This window comes from Hungatella sp. L36 (genome assembly GCF_014288035.1).
In genome coordinates, this window is sequence record NZ_JACOPC010000010.1 from 229,526 (window position 1) to 246,901 (window position 17,376).

15 protein-coding genes are annotated in these 17,376 nt (G+C 48.7%); 4 read left to right on the forward strand and 11 right to left on the reverse strand.

All coding sequences use genetic code 11. From position 1 onward, the window contains the following. Positions 1 to 42: 42 nt before the first annotated feature. From H8S80_RS22135 to coaBC, 10 genes are all read right to left on the reverse strand, one after another. Positions 43 to 1,539 carry a response regulator transcription factor gene (locus tag H8S80_RS22135; RefSeq protein ID WP_117630826.1) on the reverse strand — a complete coding sequence of 499 codons (1,497 nt, stop codon included), beginning with the start codon at positions 1,537 to 1,539 and terminating at the stop codon, positions 43 to 45. Further along, positions 1,514 to 3,403 carry a sensor histidine kinase gene (locus tag H8S80_RS22140; protein ID WP_117630827.1) on the reverse strand — a complete coding sequence of 630 codons (1,890 nt, stop codon included), beginning with the start codon at positions 3,401 to 3,403 and terminating at the stop codon, positions 1,514 to 1,516. Before H8S80_RS22140 ends, H8S80_RS22135 begins: the two co-directional genes overlap by 26 nt. Before the next feature lie 191 nt (positions 3,404 to 3,594). Next, the gene (locus tag H8S80_RS22145) at positions 3,595 to 4,497 is read right to left on the reverse strand and encodes a MetQ/NlpA family ABC transporter substrate-binding protein (RefSeq protein WP_002603581.1); all 903 of its coding nucleotides are present in this window, start codon (positions 4,495 to 4,497) and stop codon (positions 3,595 to 3,597) included. A 130-nt stretch (positions 4,498 to 4,627) separates the two neighbouring features. Then, on the reverse strand, positions 4,628 to 5,293 hold the full coding sequence (locus tag H8S80_RS22150; RefSeq protein WP_002603580.1) for a methionine ABC transporter permease: 666 nt from the start codon (positions 5,291 to 5,293) through the stop codon (positions 4,628 to 4,630). After that, entirely contained in the window at positions 5,283 to 6,305 is a 1,023-nt protein-coding gene (locus H8S80_RS22155; protein ID WP_002603579.1) for a methionine ABC transporter ATP-binding protein, read from the reverse strand. The genes H8S80_RS22150 and H8S80_RS22155 overlap by 11 nt, the downstream gene beginning before the upstream one ends. Positions 6,306 to 6,763: 458 nt before the next feature. Next, complete coding sequence (locus H8S80_RS22160; RefSeq protein WP_117630828.1) at positions 6,764 to 8,167, reverse strand: Sapep family Mn(2+)-dependent dipeptidase; 1,404 nt, start codon at positions 8,165 to 8,167, stop codon at positions 6,764 to 6,766. A gap of 34 nt (positions 8,168 to 8,201) precedes the next feature. Continuing rightward, positions 8,202 to 8,654, reverse strand: a complete 453-nt coding sequence (locus H8S80_RS22165) for a GatB/YqeY domain-containing protein (protein WP_002603576.1) — start codon at positions 8,652 to 8,654, stop codon at positions 8,202 to 8,204. A 28-nt stretch (positions 8,655 to 8,682) separates the two neighbouring features. Next, positions 8,683 to 10,275, reverse strand: a complete 1,593-nt coding sequence (locus tag H8S80_RS22170; RefSeq protein WP_117630829.1) for a peptide chain release factor 3 — start codon at positions 10,273 to 10,275, stop codon at positions 8,683 to 8,685. Between the two features lie 93 nt (positions 10,276 to 10,368). Then, positions 10,369 to 11,193: an alpha/beta hydrolase gene (locus H8S80_RS22175; RefSeq protein WP_002603574.1), complete on the reverse strand. Its 825-nt coding sequence runs from the start codon at positions 11,191 to 11,193 to the stop codon at positions 10,369 to 10,371. Positions 11,194 to 11,220: 27 nt separating this feature from the next. Further along, positions 11,221 to 12,420, reverse strand: coding sequence for a bifunctional phosphopantothenoylcysteine decarboxylase/phosphopantothenate--cysteine ligase CoaBC (gene coaBC, locus H8S80_RS22180; protein WP_117630830.1), 1,200 nt, complete (start codon positions 12,418 to 12,420; stop codon positions 11,221 to 11,223). Between the two features lie 135 nt (positions 12,421 to 12,555). Here coaBC and H8S80_RS22185 point away from each other — a divergent pair, with 135 nt between their 5' ends. From H8S80_RS22185 to H8S80_RS22200, 4 genes are all read left to right on the forward strand, one after another. Then, entirely contained in the window at positions 12,556 to 13,320 is a 765-nt protein-coding gene (locus H8S80_RS22185; RefSeq protein ID WP_002603572.1) for a type III pantothenate kinase, read from the forward strand. Positions 13,321 to 13,519: 199 nt separating this feature from the next. Next, positions 13,520 to 14,296: an RNA polymerase sporulation sigma factor SigG gene (gene sigG, locus H8S80_RS22190; protein ID WP_002603571.1), complete on the forward strand. Its 777-nt coding sequence runs from the start codon at positions 13,520 to 13,522 to the stop codon at positions 14,294 to 14,296. 357 nt (positions 14,297 to 14,653) lie between these two features. Further along, a complete protein-coding gene (locus H8S80_RS22195) occupies positions 14,654 to 15,010 on the forward strand; it encodes a BlaI/MecI/CopY family transcriptional regulator (RefSeq protein ID WP_002603570.1) in 357 nt (118 codons plus the stop codon). A 23-nt stretch (positions 15,011 to 15,033) separates the two neighbouring features. Beyond that, positions 15,034 to 16,338, forward strand: a complete 1,305-nt coding sequence (locus tag H8S80_RS22200; protein WP_117630831.1) for a M56 family metallopeptidase — start codon at positions 15,034 to 15,036, stop codon at positions 16,336 to 16,338. A gap of 18 nt (positions 16,339 to 16,356) precedes the next feature. On the opposite strand, the gene H8S80_RS22205 is transcribed toward H8S80_RS22200, so the two are convergent. Beyond that, positions 16,357 to 16,893: a hypothetical protein gene (locus H8S80_RS22205; protein WP_117630832.1), complete on the reverse strand. Its 537-nt coding sequence runs from the start codon at positions 16,891 to 16,893 to the stop codon at positions 16,357 to 16,359. Positions 16,894 to 17,376 lie beyond the last annotated feature (483 nt).

Sequence of the window (17,376 nt, forward strand, 5' to 3'; positions counted from 1 at the left end):
GTATTTTAACTTCTTTTCAGTCCACAGCTTTTTTATCTATCACTATTCTGACTTTCTGTCACTTTGTTGACATCTCGTCATTTCCGGCGTCACTCCCATATAGTCGTGATACACCTTTGAAAAATAGCTCGGCGCGGCATATCCCACCGCGTACGCAACCTCATAAATCCGCATATCCGTGTAGAGCAGCAGCTCCTTCGCCTGATTCAGCCGGTAAAGCATCAGATAAACGGAGAAATTCTTTCCCGTCTCCGATTTAAACCGGCGGCTTAAATATTCCGGCGACCGGTAGACCGCCTGGGCCACCTCCTTTAAGGAGAGATCCTGGTTCCCGTAGTTGTCGTGGATGTACTGTATCGCCTCCCTGACACTCTGGGAATAGTTCAAATAGTTATCAGAGTAAAGCTCCCCTATGATATAAGTGCAGAATTCCCGGCATTTATCGAGGGTCCATCCTCTGTCGATCTCCGGCTCCTCCTGGCTGTTTTTACAGTATTCCAGGAAAATCTCCTCCAGCCCCATAACGAAGCTCATACAGGCCTCCTTGGCCCAGCCCACGTCCTGGCACGGAACATGATCGAAAAAGGAAAACCACTGGTCTATATTTTGATTCAGCGTATCCCTGTCCTCGTGCATGACGCGGTTTAAGAGCTTCCGGCATTCCTTTTTAATTGTATTCCGTTCCAGACGCTCGCCGTCTTCCGCTATTTTTGCCGGAAAGAATCCCTTTTTATAGAAGAAATCGTACTGCAGCATCCGCTCCGCCTCTTCGATTCCTTCCATCACCCGGTCGATTCCGTGCAGGCTCCGGCTGGAGACAATGATCCCAGGCTCCCGTTCATTCCAGTAGCTCACAAAGGCCTGAACGGCTTCCTTTAGCAGCTCCCCGCTTTCCGCCTGCAGGATCAGGTAAATACTCTCATTTCTCAGCACCGGCCGCAGAATATGAAGCTTCTGATCCCTGATAAACCCGTCCAGCTTCTCCTTCTGTCCTTCACTGCTCCGGCTTCTCAACGCCACGACGGCGAAGTCCAGTTCCTCCATAAAATGGTGTTTCTGCCAGAACGACCGGATAAAGGCATCGTCGTCCAGGCGGTGGCAGCAGGTGAAGATATCGAGATAGCCGTTTGAGTAGCAGTCCTCCTCCTTCGCTTCCAGAAGGGCCGCCCGCTCGCTCTCGATCTCTAAGAGCGCTTCCAGAATGTCCTGTCCGCGAAGCTCTGACTTTAAAAAATACTTCTTGGCTCCATAGGTAATGGCCTCCCTGGCATAAGAAAATTCCGCATAGTTTGTAAGAATGATAAACGAGACGTACGGCATCTTTTCCAGAAGCTTCTTCATCAGCATCAGGCCATCCATCCCCGGCATTTTGATATCGGTGATCACTGTATCCACATGGTGTTCCAGCGCCAGTTCCAGGGCATCGTTTCCGTTTTCCGCCACTCCCACTATCTCAAAATCCGGATGATTGCCGCGTTCAATGCTGAATTGTATCCATTCTCTGATGGGTGTTTCATCGTCCGCTATCAGTATTTTCATCTAAATTCTTTCCTCTCATATTTACCGGCATGCTTAAGATCACCTCGGTTCCCACACCTTCCTCGCTTAAGATCCGGATCCCGTATTCTTCGCCGAAATTCAGCTTTAATCTCTCGTTCACATTGCGCAGGCCAACCTTGTTCATATTCATGCCCTTATCCAGGACAGTGCTTAATTTATCCTCATCCATGCCGATTCCGTCGTCCTTTACACTGATACAGAGCGTCCTGGGGCGTGTTTGAAAATTGCTTTCTGTCAGATGTACGTCAGGATCGAGATAGCTCCGGATTACGATATGGCAGACCTGCTTCTTCTGTAGGCTGTAAAAGATTGCATTTTCCACAATGGGCTGCAGTATAAAATCCGGGACAATACAGGAAAGCGTATTTTCCGGCATGTCGAACTCCACCTCGAAACGGTCCCGGTATCTTGCCTTCTGGAGGTCAATATAATAGAGGAGAGTCTCCCGCTCCTCTCTCAGGCTGATCATTTTTTCGGAACTGGAGAGCGTCTTTCTCAGTATTTTGGAAAAATCGATCAGCATCTTCTCGGCGGCCTCATTTTTTCCCATCTCCACATAAAACCGGATGGAGCTGAGCGTATTGTAGATAAAATGCGGGTTGATCTGCGTCTGTAAAAAATCCAGCTGCAGCAGATGTTTTTTCCGTTCCATCACACCGATCTCATCGACCTGGCTCTCCAGCTTCCCGACCATGTAATTGAAGGAATCAGCGATCTCGGAAAGCTCCCCTTTTCCCTTTTCCGCCTCCTCGATCCTGGCCTGAAGTTCTCCGCGGGCCACCATGTCCATCTTATTCTTTATGGCGTCGATTGGCTTTAATATCACACGGAGGGAGACGGCTGTCACCGGCAGAAAACAGACGGCGAACACTGCCAGCAGCAGAAAGGAGAAAAACGTCATCCGGTCGATCGGCGCAAAGAGATGGTGGATATCCGCATTCTCCAGCAGGAACCACTCCGTTCCTGAGATATTCTCATAGAAATAGACATTATCCGGAAATGCTTTCGATATCCCATAACCGGAGCCAAGGGCCTCCCGGTTCTCGATGACGATATCATTTTTCTGGTAGGGCAGCCCGATATGGTTCTTATTCTTGCCGGACAGCACGATGCCTTCCGCGTCCACAATGCAGTAATCCCTGTCTTTTTCAATCATGTCCGAATAGGAATCGTACAGAACCACCTCGCTGAACTGCATCAGGGCATAACCACGTACACTGCCGCTTAAGAGGTCCTTAATTGGCTGGGTCAGGTAAAAGCTGTGGCGGTAAAGCCCCTGCTCCTGCCCGCTCTGCAGCGGCCCGCCCAGATATCGATTGTCCTTCGGATTTTTCTGCTCCAGAAGCGCCGCCTGCTTAAGCGCCTCCCTGGCCTCCTCCTCCGGCAACCCCGGAGAGTCACTGGCATAACGCAGCTCATCCAGATCGTAGATATAGATCCGGAACTTATTGCCTTTCTTATAATTCCCGTAGATCTCATCACGGATATACGCGTCGATCTCTTCCGTGTCCCCCTCACCGCCTACGATCCAGTCGATCACGCGGGTGTTTTCCGTAATCTTTTCCAGACTTTCCTTAAGACTCCGGATGGTCTCAGCCGGCTGCCGGATCGTCTGGTTTAAGATCGAACGGTGCAGGCTGATGATCTCATCCCCCACCACGCTCTTGGAGAACCTGGTCATCATGAACACCAGAACGCCCACCAGTATGATGATCAGCAGAAGCATCTTCAGGAAATAACGCTTCATATAGCTGAGTCTTCTTCCGGAACCTTTCGGCGCCGCATGCTTCATCTCCCGGATGCTGTCACTGATCCGGCTTCGTATCTCGTTCCATCCCCTCATATGGTTCTCCGGCAGCCGTGCAGGGCTGCATACTCTTCTATTTTAATATGGTTATACTTTACCACAGAGAATATGGATTTTCAATGACGTCTGAGCAAAGATTGCCGCCCGCCAGCCCCCTGCTCCGCCGCATTTCGCAAAAAAAGAACAGCCCGCCAATAATCCGGCGGTACTGTTCCCATTTACATATCTTAGAATAACGGAACTACTGCACCCTGATACGTGTCTTCAATATACTTCTTTACGGTATCGCTTGTCAGCGCATCAATCAGAGCCAGAGTCGCGTCGGATTTCTCCTCGCCTGCGCGAACTGCTACGACGTTGCCGTATGTGGTGGCTGCGATCGACTGGGAATCCTCGGTAACCAGAGCATCCGTCACCTTTAAGCCTGCCTCGATGGCGTAGTTGCCGTTGATAACGGCGATGTCCACATCACCCAGGGAGCGCGGAAGCTGTGCTGCCTCGATTTCCATGATCTTTAAGTTCTTGTCATTCTTTACAATGTCATTCTTTGTTGCTTCCAGACCAACGCCTTCCTTTAACTCGATCAGGCCGTTGTCGGACAGGAGAAGAAGTGCTCTCGCCTCATTGGATACGTCGTTCGGTACCGCCACCTGCGCTCCGTCCGCTAAATCTGCCAGGGAAGCGGTCTTTCCTGCATAGATTCCGAATGGTTCGTAGTGGATTGCACCTGCGGATACGAGATCCGTGCCGTTTTCCTGGTTGAACTGCTCTAAGTATGGGAAGTGCTGGAAGTAGTTGGCATCCAGATCACCGGATTCCAGTGCCAGATTCGGCTGTACGTAATCGGTGTACTCCTTGATTACCAGATCGTAACCCTTTTCCTTTAAAATGTCCTTGGCTGCCTTTAAGATCTCTGCGTGAGGTGCCGGGGAAGCTCCCACCACCAGCTTCTTTAATTCTCCGGCTGCTGCCGTTGTCTCATCGGCCGGTGCAGCGCTTTCGGTCTCCTTGGACTCTGTAACAGCCGCTGTTGTCGTCTCGGCATTCGTCTCCTTGCTGTTTCCGCCGCAGGCGGTCAGTGCTCCCGCTGCAAGCAGCGCGGCAGCCAGTACGTAAAGTGATTTTTTCATAATTGTTTCCTCCTTTTTGTTGTGCAGTTTCCTGCGCCTCTTGATTGTTACGGTGACTCGTGCGCAAAGCGTGCGAGTGATCGTTTTTATGGTAACGCCTTACGGCCATTACTCCTTTATGATCTATGATCTAGCGGATTCGCTTATCGCTGACGCGGGACAGCTTCATGCCCGCCTCCTGTATGATCTGGACAATGATAACGAGAATCGCCACGGTTACGAACATCATCTCTGTCTGATAGCGGTAATAGCCGTATTTGATGGCAATATCGCCCAGACCGCCGCCTCCGACAAAGCCGGACATGGCCGAATAGGACAGGATGGTGGTCACCGACAGCGCGGCTCCCACAAGCAGGGAAGGCTTCGCTTCCGGAAGGAGCACCTTCCATACTATCTGCATGGTGGAGGCTCCCATGGACTTGGCTGCCTCGATGACTCCCGCATCCACTTCCTTGAAGGACGACTCCACGACTCTCGCCACATAGGGCGCGGCCGCGATTACCAGCGGCGGGATCACCGCCTTGGCGCCCAGCGTCGTTCCGACGATCTTTTTCGTAAGCGGAATCACCATGATCAGAAGGATGATAAACGGCACCGAACGAAGCAGGTTGATGGCCAGGCCGAGAATCTTCTGAAGCCATGGAACCGGCCGGATTCCGTCCTTATCCGTCACAATCAGGATAATTCCCAGCGGAATCCCGATTAAATAGGCAAAGAAGGAAGATGTGAAGGTCATGAACAGTGTCTCCCAAATTCCTGTTTTTAGCATATCGAATGTAGCGGCATCAAATGTCATAATCCGTCACCTCCTCAAATGGTACTTTGGCTGTTTTTAAGTAATTGGCCACCCGGTTAGCATCGACCTCATCCTCGGGAAGCTGGATCACCATCTGTCCCATGGCCGTTCCGTTTATGTCGCGCGTCTCCGCGTGGATAATATTCACCGGCACCTTGCAGGCCAGGATCATATTGGATAACACCGGTTCGAAGGAGGAACGTCCGTCGAAGGAGATTCTCACCCGTCTGGACTTTCCAAATCTCGCCGCCTGCTCGGCCGCGTCTCCTAAGATCAGCTGCCGCCCGATCTTCGACTTCGGCTCGGAGAATATCTCTGATACGCTTCCCACTTCTGCGATGTGGCTCTGGTCAATGATGGCCACGCGGTCGCAGATCGCTTCGATGACGGTCATCTCATGGGTGATCACGACTACCGTAACGCCCATGGTTTTGTTGATCTCTTTTAACAGGGCCAGGATCGACTTCGTGGTGTTGGGGTCCAGCGCGCTGGTGGCCTCATCACATAAGAGGATCTTCGGATTGGTGGCCAGTGCCCTGGCGATCGCCACCCTCTGCTTCTGTCCCCCCGAAAGCTGAGACGGATACGCGTCCTTGCGGTCCGCAAGCCCTACAAGCCCTAACAGCTCCATGGCCCGCTCTCTCGCTTCTTTCTTCGGTGCGCCTGCGATCTCCAGCGGGAAGCAGACATTCTGAATGACATTTCTCTGTGCCAGCAGGTTAAACTGCTGGAAGATCATGCCCATGGACTGTCTCGCCTTTCTCTGATCCCGTCTGGACATGGACGCCAGGCTCCTGTTCTCAAACAGGACCTCTCCGGAAGTCGGTACCTCCAGATAATTGATGCATCGTACCAGCGTACTCTTTCCCGCACCGGAAAGACCGATAATTCCAAAAACTTCTCCCTGGCAGATCGTTAGGTTGATATCGTCCAGCGCCTTGATCGGGCCGCCCGACGTCCTAAACTCCTTGCCCAGCCCCACCAGCTGAATAATTGGTTCTGATGACTGCATGTCTTTCGTTTCCTTTCTTTTCCATACTGTTTAACGGGTATGCCCGAATCCGGCAGGCCGGCTCGCACGCCGAAGCACAGTCGCTTCAGCGGCCAGGCTTCCTCAGCGCGGAGTGCGCATACCCGATAAAGGAGCAACTTCCCTATTACACAAAAAGGCCGCAAGCCCTGCACAGACTTGCGACCACAGCGATTCAAGATTCAATCTCCCTGTTTGCCATAAACTTCAATCACAATCCATACAAATGAATATCATTTTCGATTTTTTACGCACATTGACATACGGCACATCATCATGCCGTTCATCATGTACATATTCATCTGCATGGCTTTAAACTGGTTCATAGCGGTTTCTCCCTTCGCCTATTCCTATAGTTCGACTAGGATTTTAACTTATGAGGCGTATTTTACGCTACATCATACCATTTGTCAAGTATTAATTCGTCTGACAGACGGATTTTAGGAACAGAGATCGATAATTACCTGTGCAAACATCTTTGCGCTGACGATCAGTTCCTCGATGACTGCGAACTCATCGGCTCCGTGCATGCGGTTATCCGTCTCCGGCATGGCGGCGCCAAAAGCGACTCCGTTCTTCAGCTCGTGAACGTAGGTACCGCCTCCGATGGCGATACACTCTCCCTTACGGCCTGTGTACTCCTCGTAGGTGCGAAGAAGCGTGCTGATGAATTCGGAATCTCCATCCACGTGATGAGGCGGCCTCATGGAGTCATTCAGAAGGGTAAATCCTTTTTCCGCCATCTTTGCCTTTGCTGCATCCAGTACATTCTCTTTTGTGGCGCAGATCGGGCATCGGCTGTCGAAGGTACCATCCAGCTCGCTGTCAGAGATGGTGAGCAGGCTGAATGCCAGCGTTAAATCTCCGGAGATCTCATCGCTCATGGCGATTCCCAGAGCATTACCGGAGGTGTCGCCGTGAGGAATCAGTTCCAGAAGGCGTCCAATGGTACTGATCTGCTCGCAGGCCGCAAACGGCAGTCTCTGAATCAGGACAAGAAGACCTGTCAGCGCGTTGTTGCCCTCTTCCGGTTTGGACGCATGAGCGCCTTCACCGATGGCTGTGATCGTCGCGGAATCTTCCTCCACTTCGAATTCGAAACGGATTCCGGTTTCTCCGGTCACTGCCTCAGCGGCCTTCTCCATTACCTCCACATCGATTCCCTGTACCACAGCGCGGGCTTTTCCCGGCACTACATTGACCTTGATGCCGGCTTCTACAGAAACCAGCTTCGGCAGCGCCTCAGACGGAGCGAAGGAAGCGGTGAAGTGACCGTTTAATGAGCCTTTTTCCGTGTTGACCACCGGGTAGGAGCCGTCCGGTGAAAAGGTCATCGGAGCCTCTTTTTCAATCGCATAGTAATGCGCAATGTCAGAGCTTCCGCACTCCTCGTCGGTTCCCAGAATCAGGCGTGCATTCTTCTTAAGAGGAACTCCCAGCTCTTTCACGGCTCTCATGGCGTAGAGCGCTGCGACTGCCGGTCCCTTGTCATCCGCGGTGCCGCGTCCAAAGAGCTTATCGCCCTTTACCACCGGCTCAAACGGTTCTGTTTCCTTCCAGCCTTCTCCTGCCGGGACGACATCGAGATGGGCCAGAATATCCAGCTGGCTCTCTTTATCATTCAGGTCTGCGGTTCCCACGTAATTATCGTAATTGGTGATGGAGAAACCATAGGCCTCAGCCATGGAAAGTGCCTCAGCCAGTGCAGTAAATGCACCCTGACCGTATGGCATGCCTTCTTTATACGGCATTTTCTCACTGTTAATGCGGCACAGAGTACAGATGTCATCAAGCATCTCCTGTCTGTGTGCCTCGATAAACTCTTCAATCTCTTTTCTGTACATGTCTTATCCTTTCCTGCGGCGGTAAAGCCGCGTGTTATTTCATCATGGAAGCCAGAATCTCATTAACAGCCTTGCCGTCCGCCTTGCCTTTTACCTTCGGCATGAGGACTTTCATAATCTTTCCCTTGTCTGACGGCGCCGGCTTTTCGATCTCCAGCTCAGCCAATACGGCTGTCACTACCTCACGGATCTGCTCCTCGCTCATATCCTCGGGCGCAAATTCCTTATAAACTGACAGGCGGTAAGCCGCCTCCTCGCGGATGTCATCCCGGTCCGCAGGCGCTGTATCAAAGGTCTCCTGGGACTGCTTGATCTCTTTCTTCACAACCGTATTCGCCTCGTCCTCGGTAATCGGCTCGTGATCCTTTTTATCGATTTCGAAATTCTTCAGTGCAGAAAGAAGCATGGATAATGCATCTTTCCTCTGCTTGTCTTTCGCCTTCATGGCTTCTACCATCGCTGCCCTGACTACATCAATCTTACTCATATCTGCTGCCTCCTTATTGATTTACCCGTTAATTTTTACCGAACTCACTGAGCTTCAGGCCCGGATTGCGGTCCAGAACCATGCCCACGCTCCAGCTGTTGACAAACAGCAGAAGCGGATTATCCTTCAAATCCTTGATGCGCTTCATGTCGGAGGTTCCCTGAATCTTCGCAACGTCAATCTCATCCTTATTCTCTACCCAGCGGATGTATTCATACGGGAGCTTCTCCAGCTTGACTTCCACGTTGTACTCATTTTCCAGACGGTAGGTGAGAACCTCGAACTGCAGTTCGCCGACTACTCCGACGATGATCTCCTCCATGCCCGTATTGAACTCCTGGAAAATCTGGATGGCGCCTTCCTGGGCGATCTGATTCACGCCCTTTATAAACTGCTTCCGCTTCATGGTGTCCATCTGGCGCACTCTGGCAAAATGCTCCGGCGCGAACGTGGGGATTCCCTCATATTCAAACTTCTCATTGGACAGGCACAACGTGTCTCCGATGGAGAAAATACCCGGATCGAAAACGCCGATAATATCGCCTGCGTACGCTTCCTCCACGATCTTTCTGTCCTGAGCCATCATCTGCTGCGGCTGGGACAGCCGGAGTTTCCTGCCGCCCTGCACGTGGTTTACCTCCATGCCGGCCTCAAACTTTCCGGATACGATTCGCATAAATGCGATTCTGTCGCGGTGGGCCTTATTCATGTTCGCCTGGATCTTAAACACAAAGGCCGAAAATTTCTCTTCAAACGGATCGATCACACCCTTATCCGCCAGTCTCGGCAGCGGCGTTGTCGTCATCTGAAGGAAATGCTGTAAAAATGTCTCCACGCCGAAATTCGTCAGCGCCGATCCGAAAAATACCGGTGACAAGTTCCCTTTCCCGACACGATCCATATCCAGTTCGTCACTGGCTCCATCCAGCAGTTCGATGTCCTCCATCAGCTGGTGGTGGTAATCCTCGCCGATCAGCCAGTCCACCTGGGGATCGCCTAAAAGTACCTCGGTGGCATCAACCGTCTTCTGTCCGCCCATGGCGGCCTGGAAGGTGGTAATCGTCTTCTTGTTTCTGTCGTAGACACCCTTGAACTCATGGCCGCAGCCGATCGGCCAGTTGACCGGACAGGTACGGATTCCAAGCACCGTCTCGATCTCGTCCATCAGTTCAAACGGATCCCTGGCTTCCCGGTCCATCTTGTTGATAAAGGTAAATATGGGGATGTGGCGCATGACACAGACCTTGAACAGCTTGATCGTCTGCGCCTCAACACCCTTGGAACCGTCTATGACCATGACCGCGGAATCCGCCGCCATAAGGGTCCGGTATGTGTCCTCCGAGAAATCCTGATGCCCCGGGGTATCCAGGATATTAATGCAGTATCCGTCGTAATTGAACTGCATTACCGAGGAGGTAACGGAAATACCTCTCTCCTTCTCGATCTCCATCCAGTCTGAGACCGCATGCTTTGCCGCCTTTCTTCCCTTAACGGAGCCAGCCAGATTAATGGCGCCTCCGTAAAGCAGAAACTTTTCCGTCAATGTCGTCTTACCGGCATCGGGGTGGGAAATGATGGCAAAGGTTCTTCTCTTCTTTATTTCTTCAGTTATATTCGACAAAATGTTTCCTCCAATTTTACGTGTCAATCTTTTTTATTGTATTATTATTCCATTACAAAGTCAAGATTCATGTGGTGAAGCGAACATTCCTCTTTAACAGGACGCTTCGAAATGCTTCAGCCACATTTTCACGAGAGGAATCCAGCTCTGGCACTGTTCCACCACCTGGAAGCCGTTCCCGGCCGTCTCCTCGTCGGCCAGAGAAAGTCCGTGGCCGCCGGTGGGATAGATATGAAGTTCAAAGTTGACATTCTTCCGTTTCATGGCGGCTGCCAGAAGCAGGCTGTTTTCCACAGGAACGTTTTCGTCCGTATACGTATGCCAGATAAATGCCCTCGGCGTCTGTTCCGTCACAAAATTCTCCAGGGAAACCGCGTCTCTCTGTTCCTGGGTCACATCGTCTCCAAGCAGACGCTTAAAGGAGTTCACATGCGCGTACTCGCCGCCTGTAATGACCGGATAACACAGGATCAGGCCATCCGGGCGAATTTGTGCGGGTGTTCTGCCAATCGCATCATATACCAGCTCATTGTCCCAGAATACGCCGAGACTGCAGGCCAGATGGCCCGCAGCGGAAGAACCGCACACGATGATCTTTGCCGGATCGACCTTCCACTCTGCCGCGTGTTCCCTGATATAGGCAACCGCTTCCCCAAGCTCTCTCACAGAGGTTGGGAAATGGTTCGGGGCAACGCTGTAGTCGAGAATAAAGGCATGGCATCCCATGGCCATAAACTGAAGCGCCAGGGGCTCACTCTCCCGATCCGATCTCTGCCAGTATCCGCCTCCGGCACAGACGATCACAGCCGGCCGCTGTCTGTCCGGCGCCACACTCACTTCTTTTATCAGATATCCGGTGAGCAGCGCCGGTCCTGTCAGCTGCCCCGGAACTATAATTTCTTTTTTCTCTGTATTCATGATGATTTTCCCCTTTGTCATTCCATTTTATTTATCTGCTGATACGGCAAGTATCTCATCCAGCAGCCGGTCGGCGACCTCTTCCTTCGTCATCTTCTCCAGCTCCAGATTCCGCTCTCTCGTGATGATGGTCACGACGTTCGTATCGGTGCCGAAGCCGGCGCCTTCCACCTTCAGATTATTTGCCACAATCATGTCAATATTCTTTTTATCCAGCTTCACCCTGGAATTCTCCAGCATATTCTGGGTTTCCATGGAAAATCCGCAGAGAAACTGGCCTTCCCTCCGGTGCGCACCCAGCCATTTTAAAATGTCATCGGTCCGCTCCAGCTCGATCGCCATATTTCCGTCCGTCTTCTTCGTCTTTTCCGTGCCCACTGATTTAGGCCGGTAATCCGCCACGGCCGCCGCCTTAATGATAATATCCTGTTCCGCCGCCGCTGCCGTCACCGCCTCGAACATATCTGCGGCGCTTTGGATCTCGATCAGCTTTACGAAACGCGGTTTGGGCGTGTCTGTCTTTCCGGTCACCAGCGTCACATCAGCCCCTCGCAGAGCCGCGGCCTTAGCGACGGCACAGCCCATCTTGCCGGTAGAATGGTTGGTGATATAGCGGACCGGATCAATCGCCTCTCTCGTTGGGCCCGCTGTGACGAGAATCTTCTTTCCCTCCAGATCCTTCTGCGCCCCGATCTCCTGTTCAATGTAGTCGAACAGCTCGGCCGGCTCCGGCATCTTTCCCGCTCCCGTATCGCCGCAGGCCAAGTAGCCCACCGCCGGTTTTATCACTTCCATCCCATACTTTTCACAAATCTTTATATTATCCTGAACAATCGGGTTTTCATACATATTCGTGTTCATGGCCGGTGCAATGATCTTCCTGCAGCGGCAGGCCAGCACGGTCGTCGTCAGCATATCATCGGCCAGCCCGTGAGCCAGCTTTGCGATGGAGTTGGCGGAAGCCGGGGCAATCATCACCACGTCCGCCTGCTTGGCGAGCGCCACATGCTCCACGCTGAATTCAAAATTCCGGTCAAAGGTATCTACAAGGCATTTATTTCCTGTCAGTGTCTCAAACGTGATCGGATTGATAAAATTAGTCGCATTCTCTGTCATCAGTACATGGACATGGCAGCCCTTTTTCACCAGCATGCTGGCCAGTCCGGCCGTCTTGTATGCCGCGATACTTCCCGTAATTCCCAGAACAACATGTTTTCCTTTCAGCATAAACGTCTCCTGCCTCACTTCTTTTTATTTCTGCTTACATTGTTATTTTGCCTAAAATGTGGTAAACTCGTGAAAAACCTCACTAAGTGCTCATAGTATACCATAACCTCTAAATTTTGGAAAGGAGTTCCCTTTATGATTTTAGCAATTGACATGGGAAACAGCAATATTGTAATCGGCGGTATTGATGACAGCCGCACCTGGTTTGTGGAGCGTGTCACCACGAACCTGGGGAAGACAGACCTGGAATACGCAGTTAATATCAAAGACATTATGGCAATCCATAACCTGCCGCTTTCCTCGATTGAAGGGGCCGTGGTCTCTTCCGTCGTTCCGCCGCTGACGGACGTGGTGCTCTCTGCAGTTAAGAAAATCACCGGAAAGACGCCCATGCTGGTTGGCTCCGGCATGAAAACGGGACTTAATATCATCATGGATAATCCGAAGACCGTGGGGAGCGACTTAATTGTTGACGCCGTGGCCGCGCTTAAGGATTACCCGTCTCCCATTATTATCATCGACATGGGAACCGCCACCACCATGTCCGTCATTGACAGGGCGGGCAACTATACAGGCGGCATCATTTTCCCGGGGCTCCGGGTTTCTCTGGATTCTTTGAGCAGCCGCGCGGCCCAGCTTCCCTACATCGGTTTAAACAGACCGACCCGGGTCATCGGCAAGAACACCATCGACTGCATGAAAAACGGTATTCTCTATGGCAATGCCGCCATGATTGACGGCATCATCGACCGCATGGAAGAAGAGCTGGGACAGGCCGCAAGCCTCGTAGCCACGGGCGGTCTGGCCCCTTCCGTCCTCCCGCTCTGCCGTCATAAAATCAATTACGATGAGGCGCTTTTATTAAAAGGTCTCCTCATTCTTTACGAAAAAAACAAATAAAATCCGCAGCTCACGCGGCGGACCGCAAACATTCACTGGCTCATCTGCGCACCTGATGTATGAGCCAATGCGATAAACAGGCACTTTGCGGACCGCCGCCAGAAAATGGAAATAAAATTTAAATCTGGCATCGTATAAAAGCCTCCGAATAAGTACATCATTCCTTTATGACTAAAAAGAATGATGCGGAGGGAAAGACATGCCTGTATACAAAGTAGAGATCTGCGGCGTTAACACTTCAAAGCTGCCCCTTTTAAACAACGAAGAAAAAGAAGCCTTATTTAAGAGGATCCTGGATGGCGATATGGAAGCCAGAGAGGAATATATTAAGGGTAACTTAAGACTGGTTCTCAGCGTCATACAGCGTTTTTCAGGCAGTAACGAAAATGTGGACGACTTGTTCCAGATTGGCTGCATCGGCCTGATAAAAGCCATTGACAATTTTGACATTACACAGAACGTACGCTTTTCAACGTATGCCGTTCCCATGATACTGGGCGAGGTACGCCGCTATCTTCGGGATAACAATTCGATCCGTGTCAGCCGTTCCTTACGCGACACCGCCTATAAAGCCATCTATGCAAAAGAAAATCTCATGAAGAAAAACTTAAAAGAGCCTACCATCATGGAAATCGCCAATGAAATCGGCGTCAGCAAGGAGGACATCACCTATGCTCTGGATGCCATTCAGAGCCCTGTCAGCCTGTACGAGCCTGTATATTCCGACGGCGGCGATCCACTCTTCGTCATGGACCAGATCAGCGACAAAAAGAATCTGGAGGAAAACTGGGTGGAGGACATCTCCTTAAATGAAGCCATGAAACGCCTTCCCGAACGGGAACGCCACATTATCGACATGCGCTTCTTCGAGGGAAAGACCCAGACTGAGGTAGCCGAGGAAATTCACATCAGCCAGGCCCAGGTCAGCCGTCTGGAAAAAAACGCACTCAAAAGCATGAAGGGATACCTTTCGTAAAAATAGAGAGAAATACGTAATCAGATAGAAGCATCGAACTGCATTTCCGTTATGAGCTTATAAATAGGAAGAAAATTCAATAATTTTGAATTTCCTTCCTACTTTTATTTATTCTATAGAAATATTTTTTCTTCAAAGGTTGCCAGCCTTTAGCTTTTAAAACGCATTTCTAATGAGACTACTATGTATAGTCATATCTAAGATGCTGATCATTTTTTCAAAATTGCCATCGGATGCTGTTATATTATAACTTTCCACTCAATCCAGCTCTTTTATTGACAAGAACTTGTGTAAATGGTATGATATATACGACTAATGTTATTAGTCGTATATATCATACCATTGGGAGTGAGTTGAATGAAGCAAGATATTACACCTGCTGAGCAGGCCATTATGAACGTCTTATGGGAAAGTAAACACTGGATAACTATCAATGAATTAATTGAATATTTTGAGCACTTAGGCAAAGAATGGAAACGTCAGACGGTGAATACTTATTTAACCCGGCTGATTGAAAAAGGTCTCGTAGTAAAAAACGGGCGAAAATATATTTATGCGTATACGAAAGAAGAATATGAAGCACAAAAGGCTTCTGAAGTTCTTAACGCTCTTTACGGTGGATCTTTAAAAAAATTTGTAGCGGCCTTATCCGATAGTCACTCTTTAAAATCCGAAGATATTAAAGAATTAAAGGAATATCTGGATCAATTATAAGTTTTAAGGAGGGACACAATACATTGAATATTATTTTTACAATGTGCTTCACCGGAAGTATTTTATTTTTATTATACTTAATTGCTGTCAGAATTTTTAAAAATAGTTTGAGCAATCGCTGGAAATATATCATATTGAAGCTCGTGCTATTCTTTTTTCTGACTCCGTTAGGATTTCTAAAACTGATTCTGCACCATGCGCCAACTCAGACCGATTTTAAACTTGCCGGAAATATTCCAATTATGGTATCCACTCCTCACAGTACCTATACAAACTCTGCTTATCAGATAAATCTCACGATTGTGCTTATTTGGATTGTCATGGCCATTGCCGCATTTGTCTGGCAACAGTTAAAATATTTTCGGTTTAAAAAACTGATTCAGTTGTCTATGACGGAAATCACTGATCTAGATATTATAGATTATGTCGATCATTATCGTCAAACTGTGAGAATCAAAAGAAAAGTCCGCCTATATCAATCAAATTGTATAAGCCCATTTACAGCGGGGATACTTTCACCTCTTATCGTGTTGCCTGCTAACCTGTCATCTGAAAAACAAAGACTTATTTTAAAACACGAGCTGACTCACATCCGTCGTTGTGATACATTATTTTTATTTCTACGACATCTTGTCACTTGCATCTACTGGTTTAACCCGTTGGTCTATCTTCTTGAACTTCAATTAAATAAAACGGTCGAGGCCTCCTGTGATGAAATAGTCACACTGGGAATGAATCAAAAGGATCGGAGAAATTATGCCTCGCTAATCATAGATATGGCAGCTAATGACGTGCAGTATCGAACCACCTACGCATCTTCATTCAGTAACTCGTCCAACGGTCTCAAAGAAAGGATGGATTTAATTATGATTCCTGATAAACAAAAGAAACACGGAAAAAGATTATCTGTATTACTAGCTTCCTGTATGGTTTTGTGCAGCAGTTTTACTGCTTTTGCTTACCAATCCCCAACGGAACTGGATATGGTTTGCAATAGTTCGAATAATCCTCTATTAAACATTCGTTCCTCTGACACTATCGTTTTTCAAAGTGGAGATTTTAAGCTCACAAATAGTTCCAGTCCCATTTTATATGATTACCAGTTCACCGATACCGACGGAAACATATATAAAATTGATACTTCCGACCGTTCCGAGTATGCTGCCTGCAATCATGATTATGTTGAAGGAACGATATCCAAACACTCAAAGAAAAGCAATGGCGGCTGTATCACCAAATATTATGACGCCCAGCGCTGTTCCAAGTGTGGCAAGATAATACTGGGATCATTAATTGATACCGAAACACATGAAGTTTGTCCACATTGATTACATCTAACTTTTGCTCTATATATAAAAACACAGGATCTTGCATTCCCCAACAAGATCCTGTGTTTTTATATATTTTAGGTTTTCCGTCTTTTTATATGAAATATTTGTTGTTTTTCTCGGCGCAGCCGCATCAGGATCTTCATACGGAGTGAAAGAACTTCCAATTCCCCAAGTTGTCTTTCCCCGTACCAGTTCTACATCAATTACGGAATTGCGTGCTTCTGAAAGAAAACTCTCTCTCATTTCGCCTTCTGTATTATAATACTGCAGTTCCAGTAACTCTTTTGCAGATAATCTGACTGGCGCATCTGTATTCATATTAATTTTTTGTATACGCGCGGAGGGACTCCCTGTTTTCATTATTCCCTTAAGTTCTTTCGCACTTATCTCGGCACTCGCTCCTCGCACCGTGATATGATACTCGTTAAGCAGGGATTCGAAATCACTTTGCGCAGAAGCTGTGTTTCCCTGAGCAAAAAACGGAAAATTCATAGTTACGGCTAACAGGCTGACTCCAGTTATCATTGCAATTATTTTTTTCAGTAATTTCATAAAGTACCTCTCTTTTCGTATTTATAAACGTATTAGTTAAATGCATCGGATAAAAATGAAATAATCATCGGACTCAACGCTTTCCCTATAATATAGTTATGCTTAAGATACACGACATACCAGTCATGTACCTATGCACCTCTCACCTTTTATTACTCAACTATTAAAAATGTCAAATATAATTGGATTGCCTCTAATTTTCACTTGTGTTGCGGAGCGCAGATGACTATATACGCTTAGTCATTTAAGTATATCTCTTTGACATCATATTGTCAATTCAATTCTATTGCTCCGGTATTATCTATATTTATTACATATTCTCCCCCATGTATCGACTATATTTTTATAGTCTTTTTCCTTAAACTATTAAGCTAAAAAGTGAAGACAGGATCAGTATTTATGATCCTGCCTTCGAAAAAAACACACTATATACATTTTAAACACGATTGCTCAATTATAAATATCATTCCATTTACCTGGCAA

What these genes read in the sequence shown, in the direction of transcription:
- H8S80_RS22135 (WP_117630826.1), bottom strand. Translation starts at nt 1,539, where the DNA reads ATGAAAATACTGATAGCGGACGATGAAACACCCATCAGAGAATGGATA.
- H8S80_RS22140 (WP_117630827.1), bottom strand. Translation starts at nt 3,403, where the DNA reads ATGAGGGGATGGAACGAGATACGAAGCCGGATCAGTGACAGCATCCGG.
- H8S80_RS22145 (WP_002603581.1), bottom strand. Translation starts at nt 4,497, where the DNA reads ATGAAAAAATCACTTTACGTACTGGCTGCCGCGCTGCTTGCAGCGGGA.
- H8S80_RS22150 (WP_002603580.1), bottom strand. Translation starts at nt 5,293, where the DNA reads ATGACATTTGATGCCGCTACATTCGATATGCTAAAAACAGGAATTTGG.
- H8S80_RS22155 (WP_002603579.1), bottom strand. Translation starts at nt 6,305, where the DNA reads ATGCAGTCATCAGAACCAATTATTCAGCTGGTGGGGCTGGGCAAGGAG.
- H8S80_RS22160 (WP_117630828.1), bottom strand. Translation starts at nt 8,167, where the DNA reads ATGTACAGAAAAGAGATTGAAGAGTTTATCGAGGCACACAGACAGGAG.
- H8S80_RS22165 (WP_002603576.1), bottom strand. Translation starts at nt 8,654, where the DNA reads ATGAGTAAGATTGATGTAGTCAGGGCAGCGATGGTAGAAGCCATGAAG.
- H8S80_RS22175 (WP_002603574.1), bottom strand. Translation starts at nt 11,193, where the DNA reads ATGAATACAGAGAAAAAAGAAATTATAGTTCCGGGGCAGCTGACAGGA.
- coaBC (WP_117630830.1), bottom strand. Translation starts at nt 12,420, where the DNA reads ATGCTGAAAGGAAAACATGTTGTTCTGGGAATTACGGGAAGTATCGCG.
- H8S80_RS22185 (WP_002603572.1), top strand. Translation starts at nt 12,556, where the DNA reads ATGATTTTAGCAATTGACATGGGAAACAGCAATATTGTAATCGGCGGT.
- sigG (WP_002603571.1), top strand. Translation starts at nt 13,520, where the DNA reads ATGCCTGTATACAAAGTAGAGATCTGCGGCGTTAACACTTCAAAGCTG.
- H8S80_RS22195 (WP_002603570.1), top strand. Translation starts at nt 14,654, where the DNA reads ATGAAGCAAGATATTACACCTGCTGAGCAGGCCATTATGAACGTCTTA.
- H8S80_RS22205 (WP_117630832.1), bottom strand. Translation starts at nt 16,893, where the DNA reads ATGAAATTACTGAAAAAAATAATTGCAATGATAACTGGAGTCAGCCTG.